The 26,852-nt window shown below is 37.9% G+C and carries 20 protein-coding genes and 1 riboswitch; of the genes, 8 read left to right on the top strand and 12 right to left on the bottom strand.

Annotated elements, in window-relative coordinates:
- The first annotated feature begins 292 nt into the window (after positions 1-292).
- The 4 genes from ACTYBU_RS05375 to ACTYBU_RS05360 all read left to right on the top strand — a co-directional run bounded on the left by ACTYBU_RS05375 (position 293) and on the right by ACTYBU_RS05360 (position 5,743).
- On the top strand, positions 293-1,936 hold the full coding sequence (locus tag ACTYBU_RS05375) for a spore germination protein (RefSeq protein ID WP_445487773.1): 1,644 nt from the start codon (positions 293-295) through the stop codon (positions 1,934-1,936).
- Entirely contained in the window at positions 1,926-3,125 is a 1,200-nt protein-coding gene (locus ACTYBU_RS05370) for a Ger(x)C family spore germination protein (RefSeq protein ID WP_445487771.1), read from the top strand. The genes ACTYBU_RS05375 and ACTYBU_RS05370 overlap by 11 nt, the downstream gene beginning before the upstream one ends.
- A 26-nt stretch (positions 3,126-3,151) precedes the next feature.
- Positions 3,152-4,261 carry a GerAB/ArcD/ProY family transporter gene (locus tag ACTYBU_RS05365; RefSeq protein WP_445487769.1) on the top strand — a complete coding sequence of 370 codons (1,110 nt, stop codon included), beginning with the start codon at positions 3,152-3,154 and terminating at the stop codon, positions 4,259-4,261.
- Positions 4,262-4,642: 381 nt separating this feature from the next.
- Complete coding sequence (locus tag ACTYBU_RS05360; RefSeq protein WP_445487768.1) at positions 4,643-5,743, top strand: GerAB/ArcD/ProY family transporter; 1,101 nt, start codon at positions 4,643-4,645, stop codon at positions 5,741-5,743.
- Here the strand turns inward: ACTYBU_RS05360 and ACTYBU_RS05355 are convergent.
- Positions 5,740-5,976 carry a hypothetical protein gene (locus ACTYBU_RS05355; protein WP_445487767.1) on the bottom strand — a complete coding sequence of 79 codons (237 nt, stop codon included), beginning with the start codon at positions 5,974-5,976 and terminating at the stop codon, positions 5,740-5,742. The two genes, ACTYBU_RS05360 and ACTYBU_RS05355, sit on opposite strands and share 4 nt — an antisense overlap.
- Positions 5,977-6,292: 316 nt before the next feature.
- Between ACTYBU_RS05355 and ACTYBU_RS05350 the strand changes: the two genes are divergently transcribed.
- Positions 6,293-9,310: a S8 family serine peptidase gene (locus ACTYBU_RS05350; RefSeq protein ID WP_445487766.1), complete on the top strand. Its 3,018-nt coding sequence runs from the start codon at positions 6,293-6,295 to the stop codon at positions 9,308-9,310.
- Between the two features lie 358 nt (positions 9,311-9,668).
- On the opposite strand, the gene ACTYBU_RS05345 is transcribed toward ACTYBU_RS05350, so the two are convergent.
- Positions 9,669-10,880, bottom strand: coding sequence for a hypothetical protein (locus ACTYBU_RS05345; RefSeq protein ID WP_445487764.1), 1,212 nt, complete (start codon positions 10,878-10,880; stop codon positions 9,669-9,671).
- Between the two features lie 579 nt (positions 10,881-11,459).
- On the opposite strand from ACTYBU_RS05345, the gene ACTYBU_RS05340 reads away from it, so the two are divergent.
- Positions 11,460-11,873: a YkvA family protein gene (locus tag ACTYBU_RS05340; RefSeq protein ID WP_445487762.1), complete on the top strand. Its 414-nt coding sequence runs from the start codon at positions 11,460-11,462 to the stop codon at positions 11,871-11,873.
- A gap of 108 nt (positions 11,874-11,981) precedes the next feature.
- Here ACTYBU_RS05340 and ACTYBU_RS05335 read toward each other — a convergent pair whose 3' ends face one another.
- The 6 genes from ACTYBU_RS05335 to ACTYBU_RS05310 form a co-directional block, all read right to left on the bottom strand.
- Positions 11,982-12,506 carry a KdsC family phosphatase gene (locus ACTYBU_RS05335; protein WP_445487760.1) on the bottom strand — a complete coding sequence of 175 codons (525 nt, stop codon included), beginning with the start codon at positions 12,504-12,506 and terminating at the stop codon, positions 11,982-11,984.
- A gap of 14 nt (positions 12,507-12,520) precedes the next feature.
- On the bottom strand, positions 12,521-13,504 hold the full coding sequence (locus ACTYBU_RS05330) for a KpsF/GutQ family sugar-phosphate isomerase (protein ID WP_445487759.1): 984 nt from the start codon (positions 13,502-13,504) through the stop codon (positions 12,521-12,523).
- A gap of 17 nt (positions 13,505-13,521) precedes the next feature.
- Positions 13,522-14,349: a 3-deoxy-8-phosphooctulonate synthase gene (gene kdsA, locus ACTYBU_RS05325; protein ID WP_445488135.1), complete on the bottom strand. Its 828-nt coding sequence runs from the start codon at positions 14,347-14,349 to the stop codon at positions 13,522-13,524.
- A gap of 323 nt (positions 14,350-14,672) precedes the next feature.
- Positions 14,673-16,151 carry an NCS1 family nucleobase:cation symporter-1 gene (locus tag ACTYBU_RS05320; RefSeq protein ID WP_445487757.1) on the bottom strand — a complete coding sequence of 493 codons (1,479 nt, stop codon included), beginning with the start codon at positions 16,149-16,151 and terminating at the stop codon, positions 14,673-14,675.
- Between the two features lie 526 nt (positions 16,152-16,677).
- On the bottom strand, positions 16,678-17,991 hold the full coding sequence (locus ACTYBU_RS05315) for a nucleobase:cation symporter-2 family protein (RefSeq protein ID WP_445487755.1): 1,314 nt from the start codon (positions 17,989-17,991) through the stop codon (positions 16,678-16,680).
- A 1-nt stretch (position 17,992) separates the two neighbouring features.
- On the bottom strand, positions 17,993-18,601 hold the full coding sequence (locus ACTYBU_RS05310) for a xanthine phosphoribosyltransferase (RefSeq protein WP_445487753.1): 609 nt from the start codon (positions 18,599-18,601) through the stop codon (positions 17,993-17,995).
- Between the two features lie 331 nt (positions 18,602-18,932).
- A riboswitch (purine riboswitch) is annotated at positions 18,933-19,034 on the bottom strand.
- A gap of 353 nt (positions 19,035-19,387) precedes the next feature.
- On the opposite strand from ACTYBU_RS05310, the gene ACTYBU_RS05305 reads away from it, so the two are divergent.
- Positions 19,388-20,665 (top strand): MFS transporter, encoded by a 1,278-nt coding sequence (locus tag ACTYBU_RS05305; protein WP_445487751.1) that lies wholly within the window; start codon positions 19,388-19,390, stop codon positions 20,663-20,665.
- A 39-nt stretch (positions 20,666-20,704) separates the two neighbouring features.
- On the top strand, positions 20,705-21,223 hold the full coding sequence (locus tag ACTYBU_RS05300; RefSeq protein WP_445487749.1) for a MarR family winged helix-turn-helix transcriptional regulator: 519 nt from the start codon (positions 20,705-20,707) through the stop codon (positions 21,221-21,223).
- Between the two features lie 233 nt (positions 21,224-21,456).
- Here the strand turns inward: ACTYBU_RS05300 and ACTYBU_RS05295 are convergent, their stop codons facing one another.
- The 4 genes from ACTYBU_RS05295 to nikA form a co-directional block, all read right to left on the bottom strand.
- Positions 21,457-22,218 carry an ABC transporter ATP-binding protein gene (locus tag ACTYBU_RS05295; RefSeq protein ID WP_445487747.1) on the bottom strand — a complete coding sequence of 254 codons (762 nt, stop codon included), beginning with the start codon at positions 22,216-22,218 and terminating at the stop codon, positions 21,457-21,459.
- Positions 22,181-24,031: a nickel/cobalt ABC transporter permease gene (gene opp1C, locus ACTYBU_RS05290; protein WP_445487745.1), complete on the bottom strand. Its 1,851-nt coding sequence runs from the start codon at positions 24,029-24,031 to the stop codon at positions 22,181-22,183. The genes ACTYBU_RS05295 and opp1C overlap by 38 nt, the downstream gene beginning before the upstream one ends.
- Position 24,032: 1 nt before the next feature.
- Positions 24,033-24,962: a nickel/cobalt ABC transporter permease gene (gene opp1B / locus ACTYBU_RS05285; RefSeq protein ID WP_445487743.1), complete on the bottom strand. Its 930-nt coding sequence runs from the start codon at positions 24,960-24,962 to the stop codon at positions 24,033-24,035.
- Between the two features lie 118 nt (positions 24,963-25,080).
- Positions 25,081-26,679, bottom strand: a complete 1,599-nt coding sequence (gene nikA, locus ACTYBU_RS05280) for a nickel ABC transporter substrate-binding protein (RefSeq protein ID WP_445487742.1) — start codon at positions 26,677-26,679, stop codon at positions 25,081-25,083.
- Between the last annotated feature and the right edge of the window lie 173 nt (positions 26,680-26,852).

Genomic DNA, 26,852 nt, shown 5'->3' with positions numbered 1-26,852 from the left:
GCTTGCGCTTTTCTTAACCTAGTACTTTCTATCTATTTTTGTATTTAGAAAATCCCCCTCCATGCCATTTTCTCTATCCTTCTCTCATTTTATTGTTAGTCGATAGAAGATCACTTCCCATCCAATATCCAATGACAATCAGCAACCCTCCCAGCATATTCCTGTTGTTTCTATTTATTGTAATTCCCTCTATTTTACTTAAATTTTTAGGACAGCTAAAAAAGTGTATGAAAATAGACATTATAGGAAATTTTAGTAATGATACATTATTAAACATGGAGTGTATAAACATATGAACAGCGCATGGAGTCGACTAACCAAAAAAAAGAAAAAAGAAAAACAATCAGTTCACTATGTAGAGACAGAAATAAAATCTATTGCAGAAGATCTTAATGTAGATATCAATATCAATATTAAAAACATTAAGCAGGCATTAGGGAACAGCAGTGATGTAACTATTCGCGAATTTAAAATGGGGAAACCCTATGAAAAGAAAATTGCCACTATTTATATTAACGGATTAACGGATAAACAACTGATGGGCAATTTTATTATTGATAAACTAATGAATAATATAAACATAGCTGAGCATGCAGACCAATCTGTCTCATCTCAAATAGGCAACTTCATCAAAGATCATGTTATTGCCGTCACACATGTAGAGGAAGCAAAAGATTGGAAAAAGCTTTTCCAATTCCTTTTGTCTGGTCAAACGATTGTTCTTATAGACGGCTGGAATCAAGCACTGGGCTGCGCCGCTCAAGGGGGAGAATTAAGAGCTATTTCAGAGCCGCTAGCAGAAGCATCTGTTAGAGGACCAAGAGACAGTTTTACAGAGTCGTTAATAACCAATACCGCTTTGATTCGCAATAGAATTAAAACACCTGATTTATGGCTAGAGACAAGAGTAATGGGCAATATTACACAAACGGAAGTTGGAATTATGTACATCAATGGAATTGTCAATAATAAGCTTCTTAAAGAGGTCAGAGAACGGCTGGATAAAATAGAAGTAGATGAAGTGTTTGGTACGAGTACGATTGAAGAATGGATAAGTGATAAAATGGCTACCCCTTGGCCTACCATGTTTGTAACCGAAAGACCAGATGTTGTAGCCGGAAACCTTTTGGAGGGCCGTGTAGTTATTTTTGTCAATGGAACACCGAATCCTTTAATTTTGCCAGCAACATGGATTCAATTTTTCCAAACAGCGGAGGATTATTATTTACGCTGGTCATTTGTAGGCTTTTTAAGAATGATCCGAATTCTTTCCTTTTTGATTACACTGCTTGGTCCATCTTTATTTATTGCTTTTTTATCGTTTCACCAAGAGTTAATTCCTACTCCTCTTTTGATTAATCTTGCCTCACAAAGGCAGAATGTTCCATTTCCTATTATTATAGAAGCTTTGTTGATGGAATTTACTTTTGAGGTATTGCGAGAGGCAGGGGTAAGGATGCCTAGACCAGTTGGCCAAGCTGTTTCCATTGTTGGTGCCCTTGTATTAGGAGATGCAGCAGTTTCTGCCGGAATTGTCTCAAGTGCTATGGTTATTGTGGTGGCTGCAACAGCAATTGCGAGCTTCACCATCCCGCACTATCCAATGACTGATGCCATACGGCTGCTGCGTTTCGGGTTAATGCTTTTGGCTGCTACTTATGGACTTTTTGGCATTGGCCTTGGTGTCATTATACTAGTTGCACATACTTGCAGCTTGCGGTCTTTTGGCATTCCGTATTTGGCCCCCTTTTCTCCTATGATTTTGGCAGATCAAAAAGATGCACTTATCCGGGTTCCATTTCCATTTATGTCCAAACGCCCACGTTTAATTAGTCAAAAAAATATACAAAGATCTGGGGATGCTCAAAATCTTGGCCCCCCTAAGGAAAAGAGTACAGATACTAACGGAAAAAAGAGTGATGCAGATGAAACATAAGCGGGTTTCTATGTTTGCACTGTGTATATGTACAGTTCTTTTGTCTGGATGCTGGGATAGCACCGAACTGCCGAAACTTAGCATTATATCGGGCATCGCCATTGACAAAGATGACGAGGATCATAATCGATTTCGTACAACCGTTCAAATTATCAATCCATCCCAAGTTGCTGGCGGTCAGCAAGGTGGAAAGGTGCAGGCGTCTCCAGTAAAAACATTCAGCAATACAGGCAGCACTTTATCCGAAGCACTGAGAAAGATTTCACCAATGGTTCCAGGTCAGCTGTTTTTCCCTCATATTCAAGTGATGGTGATTAGTGAAGATGTGGCAAAAGAAGGCATTCAGCATTTATTTGATGTGATTGAACGGGATTCTCAATTTCGCGTCCTTTTCCCCGTCTTAGTTGCAAGAAATAGTGCGGCGAGTGATGTACTTCAAGTAACCACCCAGCTATATCCTATTCCTTCTGATGAAATCGTGAAAAATTTACAAACTTCTGAAAATGAATGGGGAGAATTTATCAGTACACAGGCGGATCAAGTGATAGAAGGACTAAAAGATGGAAGTCTAGTCATTTCAGGGATAAAAGTAACTGGTGATAAAAAAACAGGAAATACAACGGAAAATATGCTGCAGATTTCTCCAGGTGCAAAAATAGAAATAGGCGGTCTCGCTCTTTTTACTAATGGAAAACTTGTCGATTGGATGGATGGAGAAACAACAAGAGGCTTTACCTGGATAATGAATGAAATAAAAAAAACGGTAATTAACATCGATTGCAAGAAAACAAAAGAAGCCGTGGCAGTGGAAGTAGACCGTTCGAAAACGAAAATCAGAGTGAACATGATGAACCATCAACCAGTAATTAATATTCATGTTGATGCAGAGGGAACAATTTCCGAAACACTTTGTTCCGTGGACCTTTCCAAACCAAAAGAAATTATAAAGCTGCAAAAAGAGCTGGAGAAAAAAATCAAGAAAGAAATAGAAAAAACGGTTAATATCGCAAAAAAGAATAAAAGTGACTTTTTAGGCTTTGGGGAACATATCAACCTGAAGGACAAAAAAGCATGGAAAAAAATCAAAAAAAATTGGGATGCAGAAGTTTTTCCTGAAACAAAAGTAAACATAAAAGTAAATGCGTTTATACGTCGAACTGGCATGCTTACGAACCCTTCTAGTAAATAAATGAAGCGAATGGAGATTCTATCAATGTGGAAAAAGCTAAAATAAGTGGCATTCAGTTGTTTTCAATGATGATTATGTTTGATATGGGAACTGCTTTGGTAATTAGTTATGGAATATCTGCTGGAAAAGATGCTTGGATCGCCATTCTTATATCCATGGGAGCAGGTATTTGCTTATTTTTTATGTATTACTTATTATTCAACTTTTATCCTAATCTTCCTCTTACGAGCTATACTAGAATCATTTTCGGCAAATATTTAGGGTGGATCATTGGTTTTTTATATGTCTTATACTTTTTGCATATTGCCACAAGAAACATTCGCGAGCTTGGCGATTTGCTTGTCTCCTCCACCTTAAGGGACACACCGTTGTTATCCATCATTATCCCGTTGGTTCTTGTTATCTGTTACGTGCTTTATTTGGGAGTAGAAGTGTTGGCTAGAACTTCAGAAATATTTATTGTGATTTTGTGCTTGTTTGGAATTGCTGGAAATTTTTTTGTTTTAGTTTCTGGCAATGTGGAATTTTCAAATTTGCTTCCAATGATTGAAAATGGCTGGAAGCCCATAGTTAAAACTGCTTTTCCACATATTATCGCATTTCCTTTCGGTGAGTTGATTGTCTTTACGATGCTTCTCCCTTTTTTGAATCAAGCTAAATACGTGAAAAAAGTATGGCTTTCTGCCTTAATCTTCAGTGGGATTATTTTAAGCTGGACTGTCAGCTTAAATATTGCTGTTCTTGGAATGAAAGTGACACAACGGGCTACCTTTCCGACTTTGGCAACGGTTGGGAAAATCAATTTGCTGGATTTTATCCAAAGACTTGATGCCATTATCGTGTTTACTTTGCTGATTACGGTTTTCTTTAAGGCATCTATCTATATTTATGCTTTATTATTAGGAATTGCAGACCTATTTAAACTAAAAAGCCATCATCGCATTGTTTTCCCCATTGGGATGATTGTTATTTACTTATCGATTACTACCACTGCTAATTTCCCAGAGCATATAAAGGAAGGGAAGAATATGGGATATTATTATCATTTCCCAATGCAGATAATCATACCATTGCTATTATTAATTGTCTCGTTTATCCGCAGGAGGCTAAAGAAGAAGTCCAGGCCTATTTTCTAAGGAATCATCCTCCTAAGGAAGAAGGAAAATAGTTTACAGTCATATTTGCTGAATGAACATTGCATCCATCCTTCTCTTTAAAGTTAGTTACTACTGTTGGAGAAATTAATTTGCAACACACCTTTAATTTTAACTATGCACCATAAAGCAAACTTCCATCAGTGGGGGTTTTTCCTCATCCCCCACTGATGGTTAGTTGCACTTATCGGACCTTTACGGGCGAATTTCAATACCTAGCTTCCTCGATTTCTCGGCATCCCCGAGGTGGTGGTCTTACTGCCCGTTAAGAGTGGGATAAAATAAGAAAATAGTGTTTGTTGTTTTGGTGAAATAACAGTTAATTTATGGTTTCATATGGCGAAATAAAATTAGGAGAAAATCATGGAAAAAGCTAAAATTAGTAGTATTCAATTATTTTCGATGATGTTTATTTTTGATATGGGAACTGCTTTGGTAATCAACTATGGTTTATCAGCAGGAAAAGATGCATGGCTTGCCACGCTTATAGGCACATGCATTGGAATTATCCTATTTATCCTTTATTACTTATTATTTCTTCAGTATCCTAAACTCCCTCTTACAAGTTATGCAAGAAAAATCTTAGGAAAATATATAGGGTGGGCTGTTGGTTTTTTATATGTACTATATTTTTTGTATATTACCTCTAGAAATGTTCGTGATTTCGGCGACCTTCTGATTTCCTCGACATTAAGAGAAACACCCTTAATAGCCATTAGTGTGCCCTTTATTTTAGCTATCTGTTATGTGCTTATTTTAGGTGTAGAAGTGGTAGCTCGAACTTCCGAAGTATTTATTGTCATTATCTTTTTGTTTGGTGTAGCAGGAAATTTTCTTGTTTTGATATCAGGCAATATGGAATTTCATAATCTCCTCCCTTTTCTAGAAAATGGGTGGAAACCAGTTCTCAAAACTATTCCTAATATCATTCCTTTGCCTTTCGGGGAAATGATTGTGTTTACTATGCTTGTCCCATTTTTAAATGAAGCGAAGAAAGTGAAAAAAGTGTGGCTTTCTGCCATGATCTTAAGTGGTGTTATTTTAAGCTGGACCGTTAGCTTAAATATTGCTGTTCTTGGGGTGGATGTAACAGAGCAAGCTACCTTTCCTACTCTTAAAACCGTAGGAAAAATCGATCTGTTGGATTTTATACAGCGGCTTGATGCTATTATCGTGTTTACTATGTTTATTACTGTATTTTTTAAAGCATCCATTTTTCTTTATGCTGCGGTGATTGGGATAGCAGACTTATTTAAGCTGAAAAGTCATCATCGAATATTGTTTCCTATCGGGTGCATTGTCATCTATATATCGTTGATAATGGCAGCTAATTTTCAGGAACATATAGCGGAAGGGGAAAAAATGCGGAATTACCTTCATTTACCAATGGTAATCATCTTTCCTTTTCTTATGATTCTTGTATCTTTTATTCAAAAAAGAAACAAAAAAAAAGCAAAAAGCTAACTAGAGCCCTTTGCTTTTTCAGATTTCTCTTTCCTAATCATGACAATTTGCTGTCCGACAACGATAATAATGAGGCCAGCTAATATAACATACTCTCCTGCATGCATAGCTCTAAACGGATCAATGAGATGATCAAGGGATTGCGACAAGCTATCTCCGATCAAAAAATCCATTGCCATCACCATTAATAAGGAACTAACTAAAACAACAAAAAAAATCCCAAGTATCTTCATTTTATTTTCACCTAGCCTTTTCGCTCTCTTTCTCTAGTATTGGTAAAAAAGAGAGAGAATAATCAAAACATTAGAGGAATGAAAACAACACCGCCAATTAATTATTCGTATTTTCTAACAATCAGAGAATTAATTCTAAATAATCGCATTTTAAGATTCTTTCTCCTGTTCTTTCTCCTCCATCGTTCTTTTCTGTTCGTAACTTGATGAATTTCCATCCCTTTTTTTTGCTAATTCATGGAAACTCCATGATATGCTAAAATCTACTATATAATGAATGTATATTCGTTAATTTTCAAAAAGGAGGAGAATGCTGATGAAAAAAGGTATGACGTTATTGCTTATTCTCTTTTTATTTTCTTTTGCATCGAATGTCTTGGCTGCAGAAACAAAAAAAAACAGCCACCTTTCTACAAATAATGTAGAAAAACAATTTGATTCGAATAAAGAGTTTAAAGGACTAGAGCTGATAATAAAATTTAATTCTTGGATAACAGATAACGAAAGACAACTTATTTTATCTAGCGCCAGTCTAGAGGAGAAATCGTTTTACAAAGGATTTTCCTTAGCAAAAGCTGCTTCCAAAGATGCTTTTAAAATAGCCGCTGATCGTTTAGTAAAAGATACTAAAATTGAGTTTGTGGAGCCAAACTATACAATAAAGGCTTCTTACACCCCAAAAGATTCTTTCTATCCAAAACAATGGTACTTAAACAAATTAAACAATCAACAAGCATGGGATGCAACAAAAGGTTCAAAAAAAATCACAGTAGCTGTTATTGATGGAGGAATGCAAACAAACCACCCTGAATTCAAAGGCAGAATTCTCTCCCCTTTCAATGCTGTAACAGAAAGTGAATCTATCAAGACTGATGTACATGGAACACATGTAGCAGGAATAATAGCTGCTGCAAATGATAATAAAGGAACAGTAGGAATCGCACCGAATGTCCAGATTATGCCTATTAATATTTTTTCAGGAGATGGAGCAGACGCTTATGATGAATCGGTTGGCATTATGTATGCTGTCGATCATGGAGCGAATATTATTAATATGAGCTACAACAGCCTGGAATATACATATACAGAAGAATATGCTATTGACTATGCAGCATCAAGAGGAGTTGTTTTAGTTGCAGCAGCTGGAAATGATGGAAATAATGCCCCCAATTATCCAGCAGCATATGATTCCGTTATTTCAGTAACAGCAGTTGATCAGAAGGATAGACTGGCCAACTTTTCAAATTATGGTACATCTATTGATATTTCTGCACCTGGTGTAAACATCTACTCAACTGTTCCAGCCAGTCATTACCGTTCCATGGACGGAACCTCGATGGCAGCTCCGATGGTTTCGGGTGTGGCAGCACTTATTCTTTCCAAAAATCCTTTGCTGACACCAGAAGATGTTAAACATATACTAACTTCAACTGCAAAAGACCTTGGTGCAAAAGGATTGGATGAACGCTTCGGATACGGCCGAATTGATGCAGGAAACGCTTTGCAAAACACTCCCGCTCCTCTTAGTAATATGAAGGTAGATACAAATTCCTTTAATATAGACGGAAATAGGAGAAACAATATATCTATCTCTATTTATAAAGGAAGCAGTGTTTCAATAACAGTGGAAAATGCGAAAAGGAAAACGGTTAAAACACTCGTTTCCAATAAAAAGTGGAATGGCGGAAATCTTTCTGCTCCTTGGGACGGCACCGATGATCAAAACCATTTAGTCCCAGAAGGAACATACAGCTTTGTTGTAAAAGCGAAAAACAACAAAGAAATCGTAAGCAAAGCAAAAAAAATAAAGGTATCACATGAAAAAACAGCGTCTCTTACCCTTAAGAGCAGCTCTTCTGATCATTTTTCACCTGCAAGAAAGAAAAAAGGAACAGCCTCCTTCCGATTAACAAAAAAGGCGAAAATAAATGCAAAAATAATCGACAATAATGGAAAAACGGTTAAAACACTTCTATCGAAAAAACAGTTTGCAGCAGGGAGCTATTCGTTAACATGGGATGGAAAGGATAAAGGGAAAAAGGAAGTAAAAGATGGGACATATCAACTTGTGGTATCCATTGCTGATATCTATAGCAGGATCAAGCCGGCTTCCCTAAGAATGGTTGTTGATACAAAGGCCCCTTCTTCCAAGAAAGAAAAACTATCCTCCACTAACCTTCAAATGAATGGAAAGAACCAAATAACCTCCACACTTGAGCTGCCGGAGGATGCTGCTGTTACAGCCTATATCCAAACAGATAAAGGCAGCAGCCGTAAAAAACTGACAAATAAAAAACCAGCTAAAGCGGGAAAAACAACATTTCGTTGGAATGGAAAAAATGATAAAAACGATTTTGTAGAAGAAGGAAACTATTATTACTACTATGAAATATTCGATAAAGCAGGAAATAGCATCAGGAAAAAAGGAGCCTCCTTTATTGTACAGGATTGGCAAAAACCATCCTTAATCTTAAACAATGTAAATTATGATAAAACGTCCGGCGAGCTTTTGATCCCATATACTGCTTCTAAATCAGGAATCATTCACGTAGAACTATCAAAAGATAAAAAGACTGTCAACATGCTAGAAAAAGAGACAAGTGCAGGAAGCCAAACTATAACATGGAATGGAAAAGATAAGGATGGAAACACAGCTGAAGATGGAAAATATGAAATAAAAATGACCATGATAGATTCCTATCATCAAAGTATCACAAAAACAGCTATAGTAGCAGTTGGATCCACACCAATTACATTAGAGGCTCCAGCAACCGTTCAATATAATTCTGAATACGTGGCAGAAAAAGCGGCAGAGGTGTTTTATAAGCTTTCCAAAGATGCGGATGTTACGATAAAAATATTCGATACATACAGCAATTTGGTCAAAACAATACAAGACCACGCACTAGTACATGGTGGAGTTAACAGTTTTAGTTGGGACGGAAAAGATAATGATGGCTATTGGGGCATGGACAACAGCTTCACCTATGAAATAACAGCAGACGCTGGAACAGAGAAACAAACCTTAAAAGGCAGCATAACAACAGAAAAGCCAGCGTGGCTAAAAAAAGAACAACTAACCAATGTCCCAAGTAATAATGGAGAACAAGAGTCAAAAGGAATCGATCTTCATATCACGACAGAAAGTGATATGACTTTAAAGTGGGATGTGTATGATGATGAAAATAATCTAATAACGAACCAAAAATACAACCTAACAAAAGGATTATTTACAGCCTATTATGAAAAACCATCCCCTTCTAAAGAGTATCATTATAAACTCACCTACACAGACGCGTTAGGAAACCAATATATGAACAAATATGATGAATAGAAAAAACACCTTGTCATTTGTCTATGACAAGGTGTTTTTTCTCACCACTTCCATTTTATCCCTTGTTAATCATTCTAAACACAGGAAGGCTTAAAAGCATCGGGTGGTATAAAGTAAACCTTTCCATCAGTGGGGGTTGTCTTCATCCCCCACTGATGGAAAGCTTGCGGTCCACAGGATGTGGATCACACAAACGAAGACATAAGGAAGTGGCGACCTTCGTTTGTGTACCTCAATCGGACCTTTACGAGCAGTTTTCCACCACCTAGCTTCCTTGATTTCTCGGCATCCCCGAGGTGGGGGTCTTACTGTCCGTTAAGAGTGGGATAAAGGAAAATCCCACTGTTGACGTTTCCCTTTATCTTTTATCATGATGTTTGGTGGCTAATTTTAATGGGATAATCTTACTGCTGTTTTCATGATGATGCTCGCTTGCACCGATTGTTTCATCATCTAACACTTCCTCTTCCTCCCATACATCTTCTGCACTGAAACGATATAAACCTGATGGATACTCTCCGTCAGCGTTTACCATATTGTAATGCAGGTTTGCCAACTCATCTGCGAGTAAGGTCTCTAACTCTGCAACTTTTGCGGAAATGCTGTTTTTGGAAACATCAAATTCTGCCGCCAATTCTTTTTGCGTAGGAATATCTTCATAAGGAAAATGTTGATTTATTAAATATACAAGTGCAGCCACATAAATCATCGGCTTTTTTATGGATGGATCTTTTCGCTGACAGTATTGAAACCAAAGCTGCACGCCTATATCAATATTGCCTCCATCCCTATTAGCTTCTATCATAAAATCAATAAAAAGCAAGGCAACATTTTTTTGCTGAGTACTATTCCAATACAATCCTTCTACCGTTATATCGGATGGACCAAAGAAAAAAAGAGAAAGCACTTCCGGATAATGCTTGCTAATAAAAGCATGCTCATTTGCTTTATTTTTCTTTTCATATAATGTCAAAACAGCATCTACAATTCTATCACTTATATTTGCAGGCATTTCCACATATGTCGTAAAAAACAACGCCGTTTCACCTGCTGGAAGAATGGTTCCTAATAGAATGCCTCCAGGTTGAACGGTTGCCTCATCGCCAAAAAGCTTTACTCTAAACATTTGCTTTGTAAATATATCTTGTACTGTTACATAAGAGTCATCATAACTTTGAATAATGGATACCGAAGATTGTGCATGCTTCCATAATTGAAGCAGAGATTTAATTCTTTTCCCTTTTAAAGAATAACTAAAGCTGTCAATATATTCGGCCATAATCGTTTTTCCATCTAATTCAACACAAGAAACAAGCCATGTGGCAGTAAAAAAGTGAAGCATATCCTTAATTTCTGGCGTTAAGGTCAAGTTTTTATAATACTGCTCTAAATATTCTTCTATTTCCGACTCATATTGAATCATCGCGTACTCAAATATATCCATTTGGATATTATTGAGTACCTTTTCAATTTTATTATTTAAAGACAGAACATTATTTTTCCCGCAGCAATGCATAAACCTTTTGTCGCTGCCACAGCTGCATATATAATCATGTCCTTTTTCAGCCATCACTTTCCCCCCAATCATCCTACTGTTTCTTATCCTTTGGCTGTTTTCTAAAAGTTTGTTGCTTTCTAATAAGTTGAAAAACCTTTTAGAATTACGAAGCAGCCTGAATACACGTAGACTCCTGTGGGATTAGCGAGACAGGCGAGAACCTCTGCAGGAGTGAAACGACGAAGCTGTTCAGGCGTAGCCCCGCGGAAAGCGAAGTGTATTCAGGCTGTGGGTTAAATAACAACATTCTATACGAAAAGAGCCTATCCTTTTATCTTGTTCTTTTTCCTTTTTGATTGAGCTGTTTCAGTCCCTATTCATTTATTACTTATTCCTATTATATCATGTTAGCGTGTAGACAAAGTGTTATTTGCAAAAGATCGAAAACGTTGGTATTTTAATGCATGACACGTCGAATAAGCGAAAGTTAATGTTAGAATAATGAGCACATTACTTAAACTAGCATCACTCTTAAAGAGCATTACGCTCTTCTAGCTTTTTCAAAAAGATGCTGGCATTATTATGCTTTGGATATCTATCTCCAATTTGTTACAATAGGAAATAACCAGTAGAGAAGGGGGAATTTGCAAAGTGGAAAAATCTCAAGAGCAATTAGAACAAGAACTTGATGCTTCAGGCAAATATTATTCTGATGATAAGTTTTGGGATAAACTAAAAAAATTCGGAAAAAAAGCGGGCTCTTCTGTTGTTTATGCTGTTTTGCTTCTATTCTATACGTTAAAAAAGCCGGAAGTACCTGCCAAAACAAAAGCCACGATTATCGGTGCTTTAGGATACTTTATCCTTCCACTGGATTTAATCCCCGACTTTGTTATGGGAATTGGCTATACAGATGATTTAGGAGCATTGGGAATTGCCTTGATACAAGTGGCTATATATGTAGATGATGATATTAAACAAAAAGCAAAAGCAAAATTAAATGACTGGTTTGGTCCAAATGTAGATACTTTGGTCATTGATGAAAAGATACATGGAAAAAGCTAGGATGTATTCCTCCTAGCTCAAAATGCAGATATATGGATCCATCTTTTACATGTAAAGGGTAGATCCGAGTGTAGACAAAATATTAATTCGCACAAAAGTTAAGCCTTATTATTGTGTGACTTCTGTTTTTCTGCTTAAAAACAACTCCAATAAATCTTCATCACTATAGTGCTCTTTTAGAAGGAAATCGATCATTTCCCGAACAGCTCCATTTCCTCCACTTGACTTTGTTATAAGCTTTGCTTGTTTTTTTACAAAATCAATGGCATTGTGCGGGGCACATGGAAATCCTACTTCTTTTAAAATAGGAATATCATTGAGATCGTCTCCCATATAACAAATCTCCTCAAAACCTATTCCTATTTGATCGATTAAGTTCTGCAAAACGGTTAATTTATCCGCTATTCCTTCATAGATAAAATCTATCTGCAGCTCTTCTGCTCTTTTAAGGACAGCGTTTGATTTTCTGCCGGTAATAATGGCTGTTTTTATACCAGCTTGGCGGGCTAAGCTGATTCCCATGCCATCTTGTGTGTGAAATGCTTTATATTCGACAGCATCTGAACCGATATATAGACGGCCGTCTGTTAATACACCATCTACATCTAATACGATAAGTTTAATCCTTGACATAAGCTATCTGACCTCTACAATCCTAAATTCATTAAATCATGCAAATGAAGCATGCCTACAGGTTCGTTCTTTTCATTTACAATTGGCAATACGGTTATTTTTTTATTCTCCATTAACTGCAGCGCTTCCACCGCTAATGTTCCTTCTTCCACCACAATAGGAATATCCGGAGCAAGGCTTTCTACCTTTTCATTTAATGCATCTACAGATAGAGAAAAGGCTCGGCGTATATCTCCATCCGATAAGACTCCTATCAGCCGATTTTCTTCATCCACTATAGAGGCAGCTCCTAACCCTTGGTCTGTCATTACAAACAAGGCGTCTTTTACTTTGTCTCCTTGACGAACAATTGGATTCTTCCGTGTATTTGAAACAACATCATCCACTTTTAATAGAAGTTTCCTTCCTAATGATCCACTAGGATGAAATAATGCAAAATCTTCTGGACGGAATTTTCTTGCCTCAAGAAGTGCAATCGCTAATGCATCTCCCAAAGCTAATGTTACAGTAGTACTTGTAGTTGGCGCCAGCCCTAAAGGACATGCCTCCTCAAATTCACCGAGGCATAATACAATATCTGCTTTTATCGCTAATGTGGAAAATATATTTTTTGAAATCGCGATCAATTTTGCCCCAATTGTTTGAATGGATGGTAGCAGACTTAATACCTCTTCACTCTCTCCACTATTCGAAATAGCAAGAACTACATCATCAGCTGTTATCATTCCAAGATCCCCATGAAGTCCTTCAGATGGATGCAAAAAACAGGATGGTGTACCTGTACTAGATAAAGTGGATTTAATTTTTCTTGCAATAATTCCTGATTTCCCAATACCTGTAACTACTACTTTTCCCTTGCATGATAAAATCAGCTCAATCGCTTCTTCAATGGAAGAATCAAGGACATGGCGTAAATCTAGTATGGCTTGTGCTTCTTTTTCCAAAACCGTGGCAAATGTATCTGTATAATCGATTCTAGTCAAATTAACATTTTGCATTCGACTCACTCCTATTTTTACAGATTTTTTACTAACCTGTCGATCTCCTGAATTGGTTTTAAAACTTCTTCCAATTCCGCTAGTTTTACCATATTAGGACCATCTGACATCGCTTCATCTGGATTTGGATGCACTTCCATAAATATCGATGAAATACCAACAGCCGCTGCGGCTCGAGACAAATATGGAACAAATTCACGCTTCCCACCAGTTGTTGTGCCATTTCCTCCAGGGATTTGCACACTGTGTGTAGCATCAAATACTACCGGCGCACCTAATTCATTCATAGAGATTAGGGAGCGCATATCCACGACTAAATTATTGTATCCAAACGTAGAACCACGCTCTGTTAATAAAATTTGTTCATTTCCCGATTCTTTCAACTTGGTCACGACATTTTTCATATCCCACGGCGCCAAAAACTGGCCCTTTTTTACATTCACAATTTTCCCAGTTGCAGCTGCTGCGACTAATAAATCCGTTTGTCTGCATAAAAATGCTGGTATTTGCAGAATGTCCAGCACTTCTGCTGCTTTTGCCGCCTGATTCGGTTCATGAATATCAGAAGTTACAGGCAGATTATAGGACTCTTTTACCTTTGCTAAAATTTCTAATCCCTTTTCTAGACCCGGGCCTCTAAATGAATGAATGGAGGATCGATTTGCCTTATCATAGGACGCTTTAAAAATAAAAGGAATCCCCAATTTCCCAGTAATCTCTTTTAATTGACCAGCAGTTTCCATAATTAATTTCTCATCCTCAATCACACACGGACCTGCGATCAATACAAAAGGATGTTTTCCTCCAAACGTAATCGTATCGTTTAATGAAATAGTATTCGTGATAACACATACCTCCTTGATGTTTTATGAAGATGATCGTTAGTTAAAATGAAAGCAGCGGATTAAATTAATTTACCATCATTAATTAAGTGGGAAATGGAAGGGTCAGTTCCTGCAGGAAAATTCGGATTATTCTGTTAGTTATGCCGTGTAGTTTACATAATACATGATATTGAAAAAGAAAGAAAGCAATATGCTATATTATCTGACATATTATTTCGCAATAGCATTCCTATTCTGTCAGATTTTATTGCCATAAACAACTTAAAAAAGGTTGATGCCAGAGCCATACAGCCCATTAACATCAACCTTTATTCAGGCAAAACTTAATTCGTTGTAGAAGATGCACCTTCTAATTTGTCAACACTTTTTTCCTTGCCAGAAGACTGCATAAGAAATATATAAGAAAAGAATCCAAATCCTATTCCTAGAAACCATGAATACGTATAAAGATCTTTAAGAGCTGGGACCATTAAACCAATGAAGGACGCAACCAATCCAATTACCAATGCAATAAACGCTTTAGGATTATAGCCCTTTTTATAAGCATACTGCCCATTTTTATTATAAAAGCTTGCTTTATCATAATTCCTGCGTTTCACAATATGGTAATCAGCAATCATTATTCCTGCTACCGGTCCAAGGGCGCCGCCAATTGCTCCAAGAATATTGAAAATCGTTCCTGCATTATTAAACCAAAGCCACGGCATAAAGAATACTGCTAATATAACAGATATTAATCCTGCTTTCACAAAGGTGAGCTTTTTAGGAAACAAATTGACTAGATCATATGCTGGAGATACGACGTTTGCGGCAACATTTACGGATAATGTCGCAATAAGCAAGGCAAATGCTCCTAAAATAAGGACAATGGGATTTCCAAATGCTTGTAAAAGCTCTACAGGGTCCCAAATAGGTCTGCCAAAAGCAATAATCGTGCCTGAGGTAGTAATAATACTCATAATCGAAAAAATAATAGCAGTTCCTGGCAATCCTATCCCCTGGCCAATGACCTGATCCTTTTGGCTTCGCGCAAAACGAGTAAAATCTGGAATATTCAATATTAAAGTAGCCCATGTTCCAACAAGCCCTGTAACAGAAATCCAAAACACATTCCAAAATGCTGCACCTGATAAAGTGGATGGTTCATTAAATAACGGTCCAAATCCTTTTGAAACGACAATTGCCCAAATAACGAGTCCTAATCCCAGTACAATGACAAGAGGTCCTGCCCAAAGCTCAAAGAATTTTACACGCTCCATTCCATGGGAAATAATAACAGCATGCAACACCCAGAATAAGGCTACAGCTATGGCATCATTTAAACCCATGCCAATAAAATGAATATCTGATAAGCTGTTCCATCCTGGTATTAAGACACCTAAAACGGCTCCAACCGCCTTGCTTCCAGCATATGCCTGAACAGCAAACCAAAAAATTGCAACAAATGCTCGGATAATGATAGGAAATTGTGCACCATTATAGCCAAAGGATGCACGGACTAAAACAGGGAATGGCACGCCAAATTTTGCTCCCGATGAACTATTCAGCCACATCGCAATAATCAAAATAATATTGGCAAAAACAACGGTTCCTAATGCCTGCCAAACATTCATTCCTAAACCAAGAAGACTACCTGCTGTCTCATACGCTACAATATTATGAACCATCCCCATCCAAACTGTCGTGTAATTTAGCCAGGTCCAATTTCGCTTCTCCTTTGGTACGGGTGCCAGGTCCTCATTGTATAAAGATGGATCCATTACTTCCAAACCATTTTTTTCTTTGACTAAATTCGTATTCATTTTAATCCTCCTTCTTTAATGACAGCTTTTGATCAACCTTATAAAGTAAACTTCCATCAGTGGGGTTTTTCCTCATCCTGCCCGTTAAGAGTGGGATAAATGGTAAGACGTTCCTTTACAACGCAGCAGATACTCCTCCTCTATTATAATCTTCATAATTTTCTGACTTTTATAGTTTATCATGTTCCCATTATCTGGACAATGATATACTTTGTAAAAAAATAGGGAAAGATAATGGACAAAAAGTTAAAACCTACAGCTGAAATGAAATAAAACAAATGGAGGTAAAAGTAAACTTCCATCAGTGGGGGTTTTTCCTCATCCACCACTGATGGTTAGTTGCACTTATCGGACCTTCATGGGCAAGTTTCAACACCTAGCTTCCTCGATTTCTCGGCATCCCCGAGGTGGGGCTCTTACTGCCCGTTAAGAGTGGGATAAACTAAGAGGTTGAATAAAAAAAGACGGCTTCTCTTTCAAAACATGAATAAGAGCCGTCTTTTAAAGTTTATTCTATTAGGAACTGTTATCCTGCTTTGCGTTGTTCCACTTCTACTTTTCCATTTTCCGCACGGAAGTTTGGCACTAGATTAAATAAAATATTTAACACAATCGCTGTCACACTGCCTGCTACAATTCCGCTTTGTGTGAGGATGCGCACCCCTTGTGGAAGTCCTGCAAAAAGATCTGGAACAACCGTAACACCTAATCCCAATCCAATCGCGCATGCAACGATCAACAGATTACCTTGCTCATTAAAGTCCACTTGTCCCAGCATTTTTACGCCGTAAGCTACTACCATTCCAAACATAGCAATAGATGCTCCTCCTAATACTGCGGTTGGAATTAATGTTGTGATTGCTGCTACTTTTGGAAGAAATCCTAATACGACTAAGATAGAACCAGCTGCAAAAATTGCATTTTTCGTTTTAACGCCTGTTAATTGAACTAATCCCACGTTTTGAGAGTAAGCTGTATAGGGGAAAGAGTTTAAAATCCCTCCTAATATAATCGCAAGTCCCTCTGCACGATAGCCTTTGGATAAATCTTTTTCTGTAATTTCTTTTTTTGTAATATCCCCAAGAGCAAGATATACACCAGTTGATTCGATTAAACTAACAATTGCAACAAGAGTCATTGTTAAAATAGAGGTAATTTCAAAAGTAGGCGTTCCAAAATAAAAAGGCTGCAGCCCATGAAACCAAGAAGCATCGGCCACTTTAGAAAAATCTACCATTCCCATAAAGGAAGCAGCAATCGTACCTGCAATTAAACCGATTAAAATAGAGATTGTTTTTAAAAATCCTGAAGCAAATTTATTAAGCAAAAGAATAAATGCTAAAACACCAAAAGATAATAATAAGTTGCTGCTGCCTCCAAAATTTTCACTGCCTTGTCCACCAGCCATATCATTAATGGCCACAGGAATTAAGGTTAAACCGATAATCGTTACAACTGATCCAGTAACAACCGGGGGAAAAAATTTTACCAGTTTGCTGAAGAAAGAAGAAATAAGCACTACAAAAACACCGGAAACAATAATCGCTCCATAAATAGCTGTTACCCCATGCTGGCTGCCGATTGCAATCATCGGTCCTACTGCTGTAAAGGTGCACCCAAGCATAACAGGCAATCCAATTCCAAAAAACTTGTTTTTCCAGACTTGAAGCAATGTTGCAATGCCACATGTTAATAAGTCAATAGAAACTAAATAAGTCAGCTGCTCAAAACTAAGCTTTAAAGCCCCTCCTACAATTAACGGAACGAGCACAGCCCCAGCATACATGGCTAAAACATGCTGCAATCCAATTGACCATGTTTTCAACTGATGATTTTTCATTTTATCGGCCTCCAGAGTATGAATTCTCTTGATGATGTTCTTTTGCAAATTGTACTTTCCCATGCTTTAAAGAAGCAATTCGAGCTAATGATTCTAAACGATAGCCTTTTGAGATAATGTCCTCTGCACCAGGCTGGAATGATTTTTCTATTAAAATCCCGATTCCGGAAATGTTGGCTTTTGCCTGTTCCACAAGATCTGCCAATCCAATTGCCGCCTGGCCGTTTGCCAAAAAGTCATCAATAATAAGAACATTGTCACCTTCTGTAATAAATTGTTTCGATATGGTTATGTTATTAGACTCTTGTTTGGTAAAACTGTATACCGTAGATGTATATAAATCATCTGTTAATGTTAATGACTTTCTTTTTCTTGCAAAAATAACAGGTACATTTAATTCAAGTCCTGCCATAATTGCAGGAGCAATTCCAGATGACTCAATCGTTAAAATTTTTGTAATTTTATCCTCTTTGAATCTTTCTGCGAATTCCACACCGATTGCTTTCATCAAATTTGGATCCATTTGATGATTAATAAAAGAATCCACCTTCAATACATCTTCACTTAACACGATGCCTTCTGTTTCAATTTTTTGTTTCAATAAATCCATTGCGATATCACCCGCCCCTTTAAAAAGTAAGGCTGTTTTCGTATAGATTTGTTGCTTTTAAACTCGCAGCCTGCATACACTTCGTCCGTTTAGCGAGCGTCGAGCCGCATCAAAGCTTCGCTCCTGCATAAGTCTCGCCTTTCTCGCATTCCCACAGGAGTCTGCGTGTATGCAGGCTGCTATGTACTCTTCTCCCATTTTTTTATGGGAAAAACAACAAACTTTGAGAAAACAGCCAAAAGTAAAAAAGAGAGCAGCTGCTTACTACGAAAGTAAGCAGCTGCTCTCTTTTAAGCTGAAAACTATCATTATTTTCATAAAAATAGTTTTTGCCATATGCACGCTTACTCGTAGTCAGATAATTTGCGGTTATCTGGTAGAAACTCACAGGCCATATTCCTGCTATTATACGAGAAAAATATTTTTTTAGACATTATGGATTATAACGGAATAATGAAAGATTGCAAACAAGTTTTTTGCTAATGGAGGAACATACCACAAATGTACCAAAAAAAAGTCACAATTAAGACAAAATATCTGCTCGAAAAATGGCTTGCAGCATGATAAACAGACGATTCAGCACGCCCCCCTTTCCATCCTAAAAAAAGATTGACAATAACAATTAATTAAAATATATTTAGTTGTACATACAAAATATATTGACTTACCCTGCTTTTTTTACAAAAAACAACTATAACAAATCACATGACTTTACTTTTATGCTGTTATACTTAATCGTTTATTATTGCATGTACAACCAATATAAAAAAGATTGGAGAGAATGAAATGGATGCAAACACAAAGTCAACTAGGCTCCATTATGGGTGGGTCGTTGTTGCTATTACGTTTCTTGTCTTATTAGTATCTGCAGGCATTCGTTCGATGCCAAGTATTCTTATTCTTCCTTTTAAACAGGAATTCGGATGGAGCCTTAGCGGGATTTCCAGTGTTATTTCCTTTGGCATTTTTTTATACGGATTAGTCGGACCATTTTCAGCATCTTTGCTGCAGCGATTCGGCATTCGAAAAGTAATCATTATTTCTCTAGCTGTTTTGGCTGTCAGTCTCTCGCTTACTCCTTTGATGACATCATTATGGCAGTTTCAGCTATTATGGGGATTAGTCTCAGGTCTTGCAACAGGCATGATGGCAAATGTTCTTGGCGTGACCATCAGCAATAACTGGTTTGTTAAAAGGCAAGGGACTGTGGTCGGATTGCTGACTGCCAGTGCGGCAACCGGTCAATTATTATTTCTGCCGCTTCTTTCTAAAATTATTGTCGAGGCTGGCTGGAAATATTCCGTTTATACAGCAGTAGCTGCTATACTAATCGTGCTTCTAATTGTTAGCATCTGGATGCGCAGCCATCCAGATGAGATAGGAGTTCCGCCATATGGGGCAAGCGAGCTTGTTCAACCACAAGCAATCAAAGGAAATATTTTTCTTGCACCAATACAGGCACTGGGTTTGGCCGTTAAAAATCCGACTTTTTGGCTTTTAGCAGGGACTTTCTTTTTCTGCGGCTTTTCAACAAATGGTCTAATTGGCACGCATCTTATTGCTGCTGGCCATGACCATGGAATAGCTCAAGTAACGGCAGCGGGAATGCTTGCTTTTATGGGGATTTTTGATTTAATTGGTACAACACTTTCCGGCTGGCTTTCCGACCGATATGATAGTCGAAAACTGTTATTTTGGTATTATGGTCTCCGAGGAATCTCTCTTTTATTTTTGCCTATTGCTCTCACTGGCGATCATATGATGCTGATGATCTTCTCCGTCTTTTATGGACTGGATTGGATTGCCACAGTCCCTCCAACCGTTAAGCTTACATCACAAGAGTTTGGAAAAGAAAAAGCGGGAATGATTTTCGGCTGGATTGTTGTAGCACATCAAATCGGAGCATCTACTGCTGCATACAGCGCCGGATTATTAAGGGATTTACTAGGAAGCTATACGGTTCCATTTGTATCAGCTGGAATCGTGTGTCTGCTGGCAGCCATAATGGCATTAAGAATTTCGAAAAACCGTGTGAATAAAACACATTCCATGAATGTAACTTAAGGCCTTTCCTCTTGCTGTTCAGGCAGCAGGGGGAATGATTTGACAAAGCAGAAAAATTCCTTTACATTTTTGTTGTACATACAAAATAATGGAGGAGCAAAAACAATGGATGAACTATTTCTTCACAATTGCTTATTTTTTTCTGCCAACCGATTAAGCCGAGCGATTACAAAAATAGCAGAGGAAGAGTTTGCTTCTACTGGTTTATCTCCCATGTATGGATATATCATTCGACTTGTTACCGGAAGTCCTGGCATTTCTCAAAAAGAACTATCCGAAAAACTTTATATTACAGCTTCTACCATTACACGCTTTATTGATAAATTAGAAGGAAAACAGTTGGTGGAACGACAAGGAAAGGGTAAAACAGTACTTATTTATCCAACAGCAAAAGGAAAAGAACTAGAACCTTTCGTTCGTCAAGCATCCAAAAATTTGAAAGCTCGTTATATAGATATTTTAGGACAGCAAATCTCCGAGCAGCTTGTAGATGATATTAACGAAACAAGTGATAAATTAGAAGAAAAGCGCAAGCGTCCTTGCTCATCGACAGAATAAGCTGGACTGAATCGAGTGAGATAAAGGAAACACGAAGCACGTAGTGATTCGATGTTGACTTATCGTAGACGAGGTGAGGGAAGCGTTGTAGTCGATAGGGCGCTGGAGCTAGACACTTCTCAGACTTCCAAAACTTAAACTTTCTAATCTTAGAACAAAAGCATCATAAATAATAAGCCTGCAGCCTGTAGAAATAGTCGATATCAGCTAATCTGCAGGCTTTTTCCCTACCTTTATTGACCTTGAAACGGCATAACCGATCCAAGCAGCTTTTTTGCATATTCATGCTGTGCAAGGGCAAGATTGGCGCTGTCTGCTTCTTCCACAATTTTTCCTTTATAAAGAAAAAGAATTCGATCACATAGATTAGCAGCAGCTTGAAGATCATGGGCAACGAAAAGATACGTAATTTCCATCTCTTCCTTCAATTGATGAAGCAGCTCAAGAATTTGCGCCTGCACCGACACATCAAGGGAACTGATTGCTTCATCAAGCACAATAAATTTTGGCTTTATTGCAATTGCCCGTGCAATACAGACACGCTGAAGCTGCCCTCCACTCAGCTCATGAGGATATTTATGTACGGCGGCATGTGGCAGTCCTACTATAGCAAGAAGCTCATTGATCCGCTCGTCCAAATTTTTATTATCTCCTACAGCCAGAAGTGGTTCTGCTATAATATCGCGAATGGTGAAAGAAGGATTTACGGAAGAAGTATAGTCCTGAAATACAACACTGGCTCCTCCTTTCTTATTCTTCATCCATTTTGAAATAGGTTCTCCCTCCATCATTACTTTGCCTTGCTCAGGCTTTTCTAGACCAAGTATGATTCGACTAAGCGTGCTCTTTCCACTTCCACTTTCTCCAATTAAGCCTAAGCACTCCCCTTTTTTAATAGAAAAAGTAATATCATCTATAACCTTTCTTTTTGATTTTCTAAAAAATCTCCCTTCCGTTTTATAGCTTTTGGATATATTCACAATGTTCACAAACATACCGACCCTCCCGTAGCATAGATTCCTGAAATGGCTTTGTAAGGCTCAATCGGGTGTCAATTAAAAACTGCGTAAAATCGTGTTTTGGAGAAGCAAATACTTCCTTTGCCTTTCCAGCTTCCACACATTCCCCATTTTTCATCACAAGCAATTCATCAGCCAAATATTGCGCAACTCCTAAGTCGTGGGAAATAAAAATGATCGAAGTTCCTGTTATTTCTTGAAGCAATTTAAACTGTTCTACAATCACTCTCTGGTTGATGGAGTCGAGTGCCGTTGTCGGCTCATCTGCTATGATGATATCCGGCTCCACCATCATAGCAATAGAAATCATTACCCTTTGCAGCATCCCTCCTGACAGCTGGTGGGGATACTTTTTCAGCACCTGCTCAGGATGATGGATATGCACTTGATGAAGAGCCGTTCTTGCCATATCTTTCGCCTGTTTCTTTTTTATCTCCATATTTTCACAAAACGTTTCGATCATTTGTTTTTCAATAGTATCCAGCGGATTAAAAGCAGACATAGGATCTTGAAGAATCATACAAATTTTTTGGCCGCGGATTTTTCTCATCATTCGGCTTGATTGCCCAATTAAATTCTCTCCATTAAAAATTGCCTCACCGCTCACATCCATCCATGGAGAAGTTAATCCTAAGATTGCTTTTGCTGTCAAAGACTTTCCGCTCCCGCTTTCCCCAACAATGCAAAGGCATGTATTTTCTTTCAATGCAAAACTTGCATCTTTTACTATCAGCTTTCCACTAAGTGTGTCATTTACGGATAACTTTTTGACTTCTAATAAAGTGAACCTTCCATCAGTGGGGGTTTTCTTCATCCCCCACTGATGGTTAGTAGAACTTATCGGACCTTTACGGGCAGTTGTCCCCCACCTAGCTTCCTCGATTTCTCTGCATCTTGAGGTGGGGGTCTTACTGCCCGTTAAGAGTGGGATAAAGACATTCATGCGCCCTCCTTTCTTTTTCTTATGAAAGACTTTAGGATGGATGGCTGAATGCAAACTGTCCCCAAGGAAGTTAAATGCTGCTACAATGAGCAAGATAGCAAAACCCGGTGCGAGCATATGGGTAGGATGGGTAACCATCACATTCTTCGCTTCATTTAACATCATGCCCCATTCAGGTATCGGAGCCTGAACTCCTAAACCGAGGAAAGAAAGTGCGGAGATGTTTAAAATAACCCCTCCTGTATCAAGGGTAGCTAATACTGCCACTTCGCCCGACACACTAGGGAATAAGTGTTTTCTCATAATATAGCCAGTGCTGCATCCTGATACTTTAGCAAAACGAATATAATTTTTGTCTGTATATTGAATGACTACTGACCGAATCATCCTAGTATACCAAGCCCACTTTGCAATAATGTTTGCTATTACTACATTCGTTAATCCAGGTCCAAGTACACCAACAATAGCCAAAATCATTACTTCCGCTGGAAAGGAAAGCATCATATCACAAATCCTCATTATAACCTCATCCACTTTTCCACGGAAAAATCCCGAAATAATTCCAAGTAATGTTCCAATGGCAATCGTGATACTTGTCGATGCTAATGCAAAAAGGATCGTGGTTCGAATGCCAAACAAAAGCCTTGATAGAATGCATCGTCCTAATTGGTCTGTTCCCAGCGGATAAGTTTGGCTGATGCCTGCGTATTTCTGCAGGATATTCATTTTTACAGGATCATGTGGTGCAAGTATAGGTGCAAAAATACCGGCAGCACTAACCAATAGGATCAGTGACAAACAAAACATCGCCATTTTATCCGCCTTTAAGCGACTCCAAAAATTCATGCTACCCCTCCTTTCTCATGCGTGGATCAAGCAGTTTTTGAAGAATATCAACAAGAAGGTTAAATCCAACGAACAGTACGCCCATTATTAGTATATAAGCTTGAATGATTGGAAAATCCGAATGAGAGATAGCCGTAACACATAATCTCCCAACACCTGGCCAAGCAAATATATTTTCTACAATAACCGTTCCTGCAACGAGCTTAGGAATCGACATTCCTATCGCCGTTATGGAAACCTGGAGAGAGTTTTTAAAGACTTTTCGTATAATCGTTCTCTCTTTTAAACCCCGGACTCTTGCATAAAGTACAAACTGTTCATTTTTATTTTTTATCATATTATTCCGAATGAGACGGACATAGGTAGAGATAAAACCAAGCGACAGCGTAACTGCTGGTAAAATGACGGAGCTTGGCCTCTCCATGCCGCTTGTGTCGAACCAATTCAGCTTAACCGAAAAAAACCACATCAAAAGAATCCCTACCCAAAAGCTTGGCATAGCGGTTCCAATAAATACAAATGCACGCATCACTTTATCAGCAAAGCTTCCTTCATAAACGGAGCATAGCACTCCAATAAAAATGCTTGCGGTAAGAATAATGACCAGCGAAACAGCTGCAAGCGCTAGTGTCGCTGGCAAGGCAGCAGCTATTTGATAAGCAACTGGATCATGCGTTACATAGCTGGTTCCAAAATCACCTTGAAGACTATTTCCGAGCCATGAAAAATAACGGACCAAATATGGCTTGTCCAATCCAAGATTAACTCTCATTGCCTCTATCATTTCCTCCGTTGGTGCAACCTGGTTTACACGCAGTGCAATCTCCGCTGGATCGCTGGCTCTTAAATTAATCAATACAAACGCTAAAAACGATATGCCGAGAATCATTGGAATAATTGCCAGTACACGTTTTACTAGATACCTATTCAATGTTAAGTACTCCTAACTATATTTATGAAAAAAATCCCCGCCTAGCACTTTTATTTACAAAAGGATAATCAGCGGGGATTTCATAAGGATCATTTATCCACAAGATTGTTCACGATGATTATTCAAAGTACATTTTTTCAAAAGGAATCTCGTATTGAGAAACATTAAATCCGACCCCTTTTAATGCTTTTATATGAACAGCTTTTGTTACAGAATACGTTAGCGGTATATAGATGTTTTCATTGTGAATATACGTTAATATATCTCTATACATCTGTTTGCGTGTTTTTTCACTTTGTTCAATCATAAGATCTGAAATAGTATGATCCAGCCAATCCTTTTTATCAAGTCCTGCTTGTGCTTGATAATCTGCATGGGAAGGCACTCGCCACGATGACACATATGTCTGTGGATCATAAGGCATTCCCCATGATAAGGAATACATTAAATCAAACTTTCCCGTTTTTTGGCGGTCAAAATACGCTTGTTTTTCTTCTCCTATGATGTTAAGGCTCGCACCAACCTGTTTTAAATCATTTTGCATGGATTCACTGATTGTCCGTTCCTGCGCATTATCAGCGTTATAATAAATGGTTACGTCAAGCTTCTTCCCATCTTTATAACGATAGCCATCCTTCCCCATTTTCCAACCAGCTTTTGCAAGCAATGCATTTGCTTTTTCTTTCTTATATTCTTTTCCTTTTAAACCAATATCAGCATACGGTACAGATTTCGCAAGAAGGGTATCTGCCACATGCTCCGCTCCATTTAAGATGCCTTCTGCAATCATTTGCTTATTAATCGCATGCTGAAATGCTTCACGAACTTTTGAATCTTTTGTAATTTGGTTCTGCGAATTTAAAACAATTGCCCGCGAACCAACAGGATGGCTGACAGTTGCACTGTATTTCCCTTGCTCAGACAGTGCTTTGAAAGAATCACTATCAATCATGTCTCCATCTGCTCCAAATAGAAGACCAATTTCTCCCTTTTCTAATGCCAGTAGCATTGTTTGGTGATCAGGCATTACCTTCCATTTAATAGACTTGATTATTGGTTTTTCTCCCCAGTAATTCTTATTTTCTGTAAAAACAGCATATTGATTTTTTTTATGCTCTGTCAGCACATAAGGGCCTGTACCAGCATAACTGCTTACACCATTAGCCGTCGTTCCATTGATAAAGCTTTTAGGAGAAATAAAACGGAATGGGCGAGTTAATGCGAGCTCCTCTAATGTAGGATAATAGGGGTTTTTAAGAACGATCTCAAAGGTTAAATCATCGATTACTTTTGTCTCTTTTATTTCAGACACAAGGTTTAACCATGAGTTTTTTTCTTTATTGTCTACAACAGCATCAACATTCATTTTTACAGCTTCTGCGTTAAATGGTTCCCCATCCGTAAAAAATACTCCTTTTCTAAGGTGAAAAATATAGATTAAACCATCTTGAGAAATATCCCAGCTTTCAGCTAAAGCGGGTTTCACTCCATCAGTCGTATTCATTACTAATGATTCAAATACAATGTTTTGTGCTGGCATTTCCCCTGCATAAAGATGTGGATTAATATCGCGAATATCTTTTGTGCTGGCAAATACAAGTTCATCGTTAGAACTTTTATTTGCGGATGATCCTGCTTCCTCCTTTTTGCTAGAGCAAGCAAAGAGGAATAATATCGTTATGATAGCTAAAAGCATAGAACTTTTTATATTTTTCATTGTTTTCATTTTCCTTACTTTTTATTTGATAAATAGATGGACTTTTTCTTGCACCTTATCTAGTGAGTACCATTATACAATACGTAATTATTTCGATTTAACTCTTAATTCATACTATCCACTTAATTATTTTGATTGGGATTCTACTAATTTAGTTAAATTTTCCCAAGATG

Source organism: Niallia sp. 03133, assembly GCF_052663225.1.
Note: the sequence above shows the minus strand (reverse complement) of the source record. Positions and strands in the feature narration are given on the sequence as shown.

Bases quoted from the DNA above. Each gene is read 5' to 3' on its own strand.
- ACTYBU_RS05375 (WP_445487773.1), top strand. From the start codon at position 293: ATGAACAGCGCATGGAGTCGACTAACCAAAAAAAAGAAAAAAGAAAAA.
- ACTYBU_RS05370 (WP_445487771.1), top strand. From the start codon at position 1,926: ATGAAACATAAGCGGGTTTCTATGTTTGCACTGTGTATATGTACAGTT.
- ACTYBU_RS05360 (WP_445487768.1), top strand. From the start codon at position 4,643: ATGGAAAAAGCTAAAATTAGTAGTATTCAATTATTTTCGATGATGTTT.
- ACTYBU_RS05355 (WP_445487767.1), bottom strand. From the start codon at position 5,976: ATGAAGATACTTGGGATTTTTTTTGTTGTTTTAGTTAGTTCCTTATTA.
- ACTYBU_RS05350 (WP_445487766.1), top strand. From the start codon at position 6,293: ATGAAAAAAGGTATGACGTTATTGCTTATTCTCTTTTTATTTTCTTTT.
- ACTYBU_RS05345 (WP_445487764.1), bottom strand. From the start codon at position 10,880: ATGGCTGAAAAAGGACATGATTATATATGCAGCTGTGGCAGCGACAAA.
- ACTYBU_RS05335 (WP_445487760.1), bottom strand. From the start codon at position 12,506: ATGTCAAGGATTAAACTTATCGTATTAGATGTAGATGGTGTATTAACA.
- ACTYBU_RS05330 (WP_445487759.1), bottom strand. From the start codon at position 13,504: ATGCAAAATGTTAATTTGACTAGAATCGATTATACAGATACATTTGCC.
- ACTYBU_RS05320 (WP_445487757.1), bottom strand. From the start codon at position 16,151: ATGAATACGAATTTAGTCAAAGAAAAAAATGGTTTGGAAGTAATGGAT.
- ACTYBU_RS05315 (WP_445487755.1), bottom strand. From the start codon at position 17,991: ATGAAAAATCATCAGTTGAAAACATGGTCAATTGGATTGCAGCATGTT.
- ACTYBU_RS05310 (WP_445487753.1), bottom strand. From the start codon at position 18,601: ATGGATTTATTGAAACAAAAAATTGAAACAGAAGGCATCGTGTTAAGT.
- ACTYBU_RS05305 (WP_445487751.1), top strand. From the start codon at position 19,388: ATGGATGCAAACACAAAGTCAACTAGGCTCCATTATGGGTGGGTCGTT.
- ACTYBU_RS05295 (WP_445487747.1), bottom strand. From the start codon at position 22,218: ATGTTTGTGAACATTGTGAATATATCCAAAAGCTATAAAACGGAAGGG.
- opp1C (WP_445487745.1), bottom strand. From the start codon at position 24,031: ATGAATTTTTGGAGTCGCTTAAAGGCGGATAAAATGGCGATGTTTTGT.
- nikA (WP_445487742.1), bottom strand. From the start codon at position 26,679: ATGAAAAATATAAAAAGTTCTATGCTTTTAGCTATCATAACGATATTA.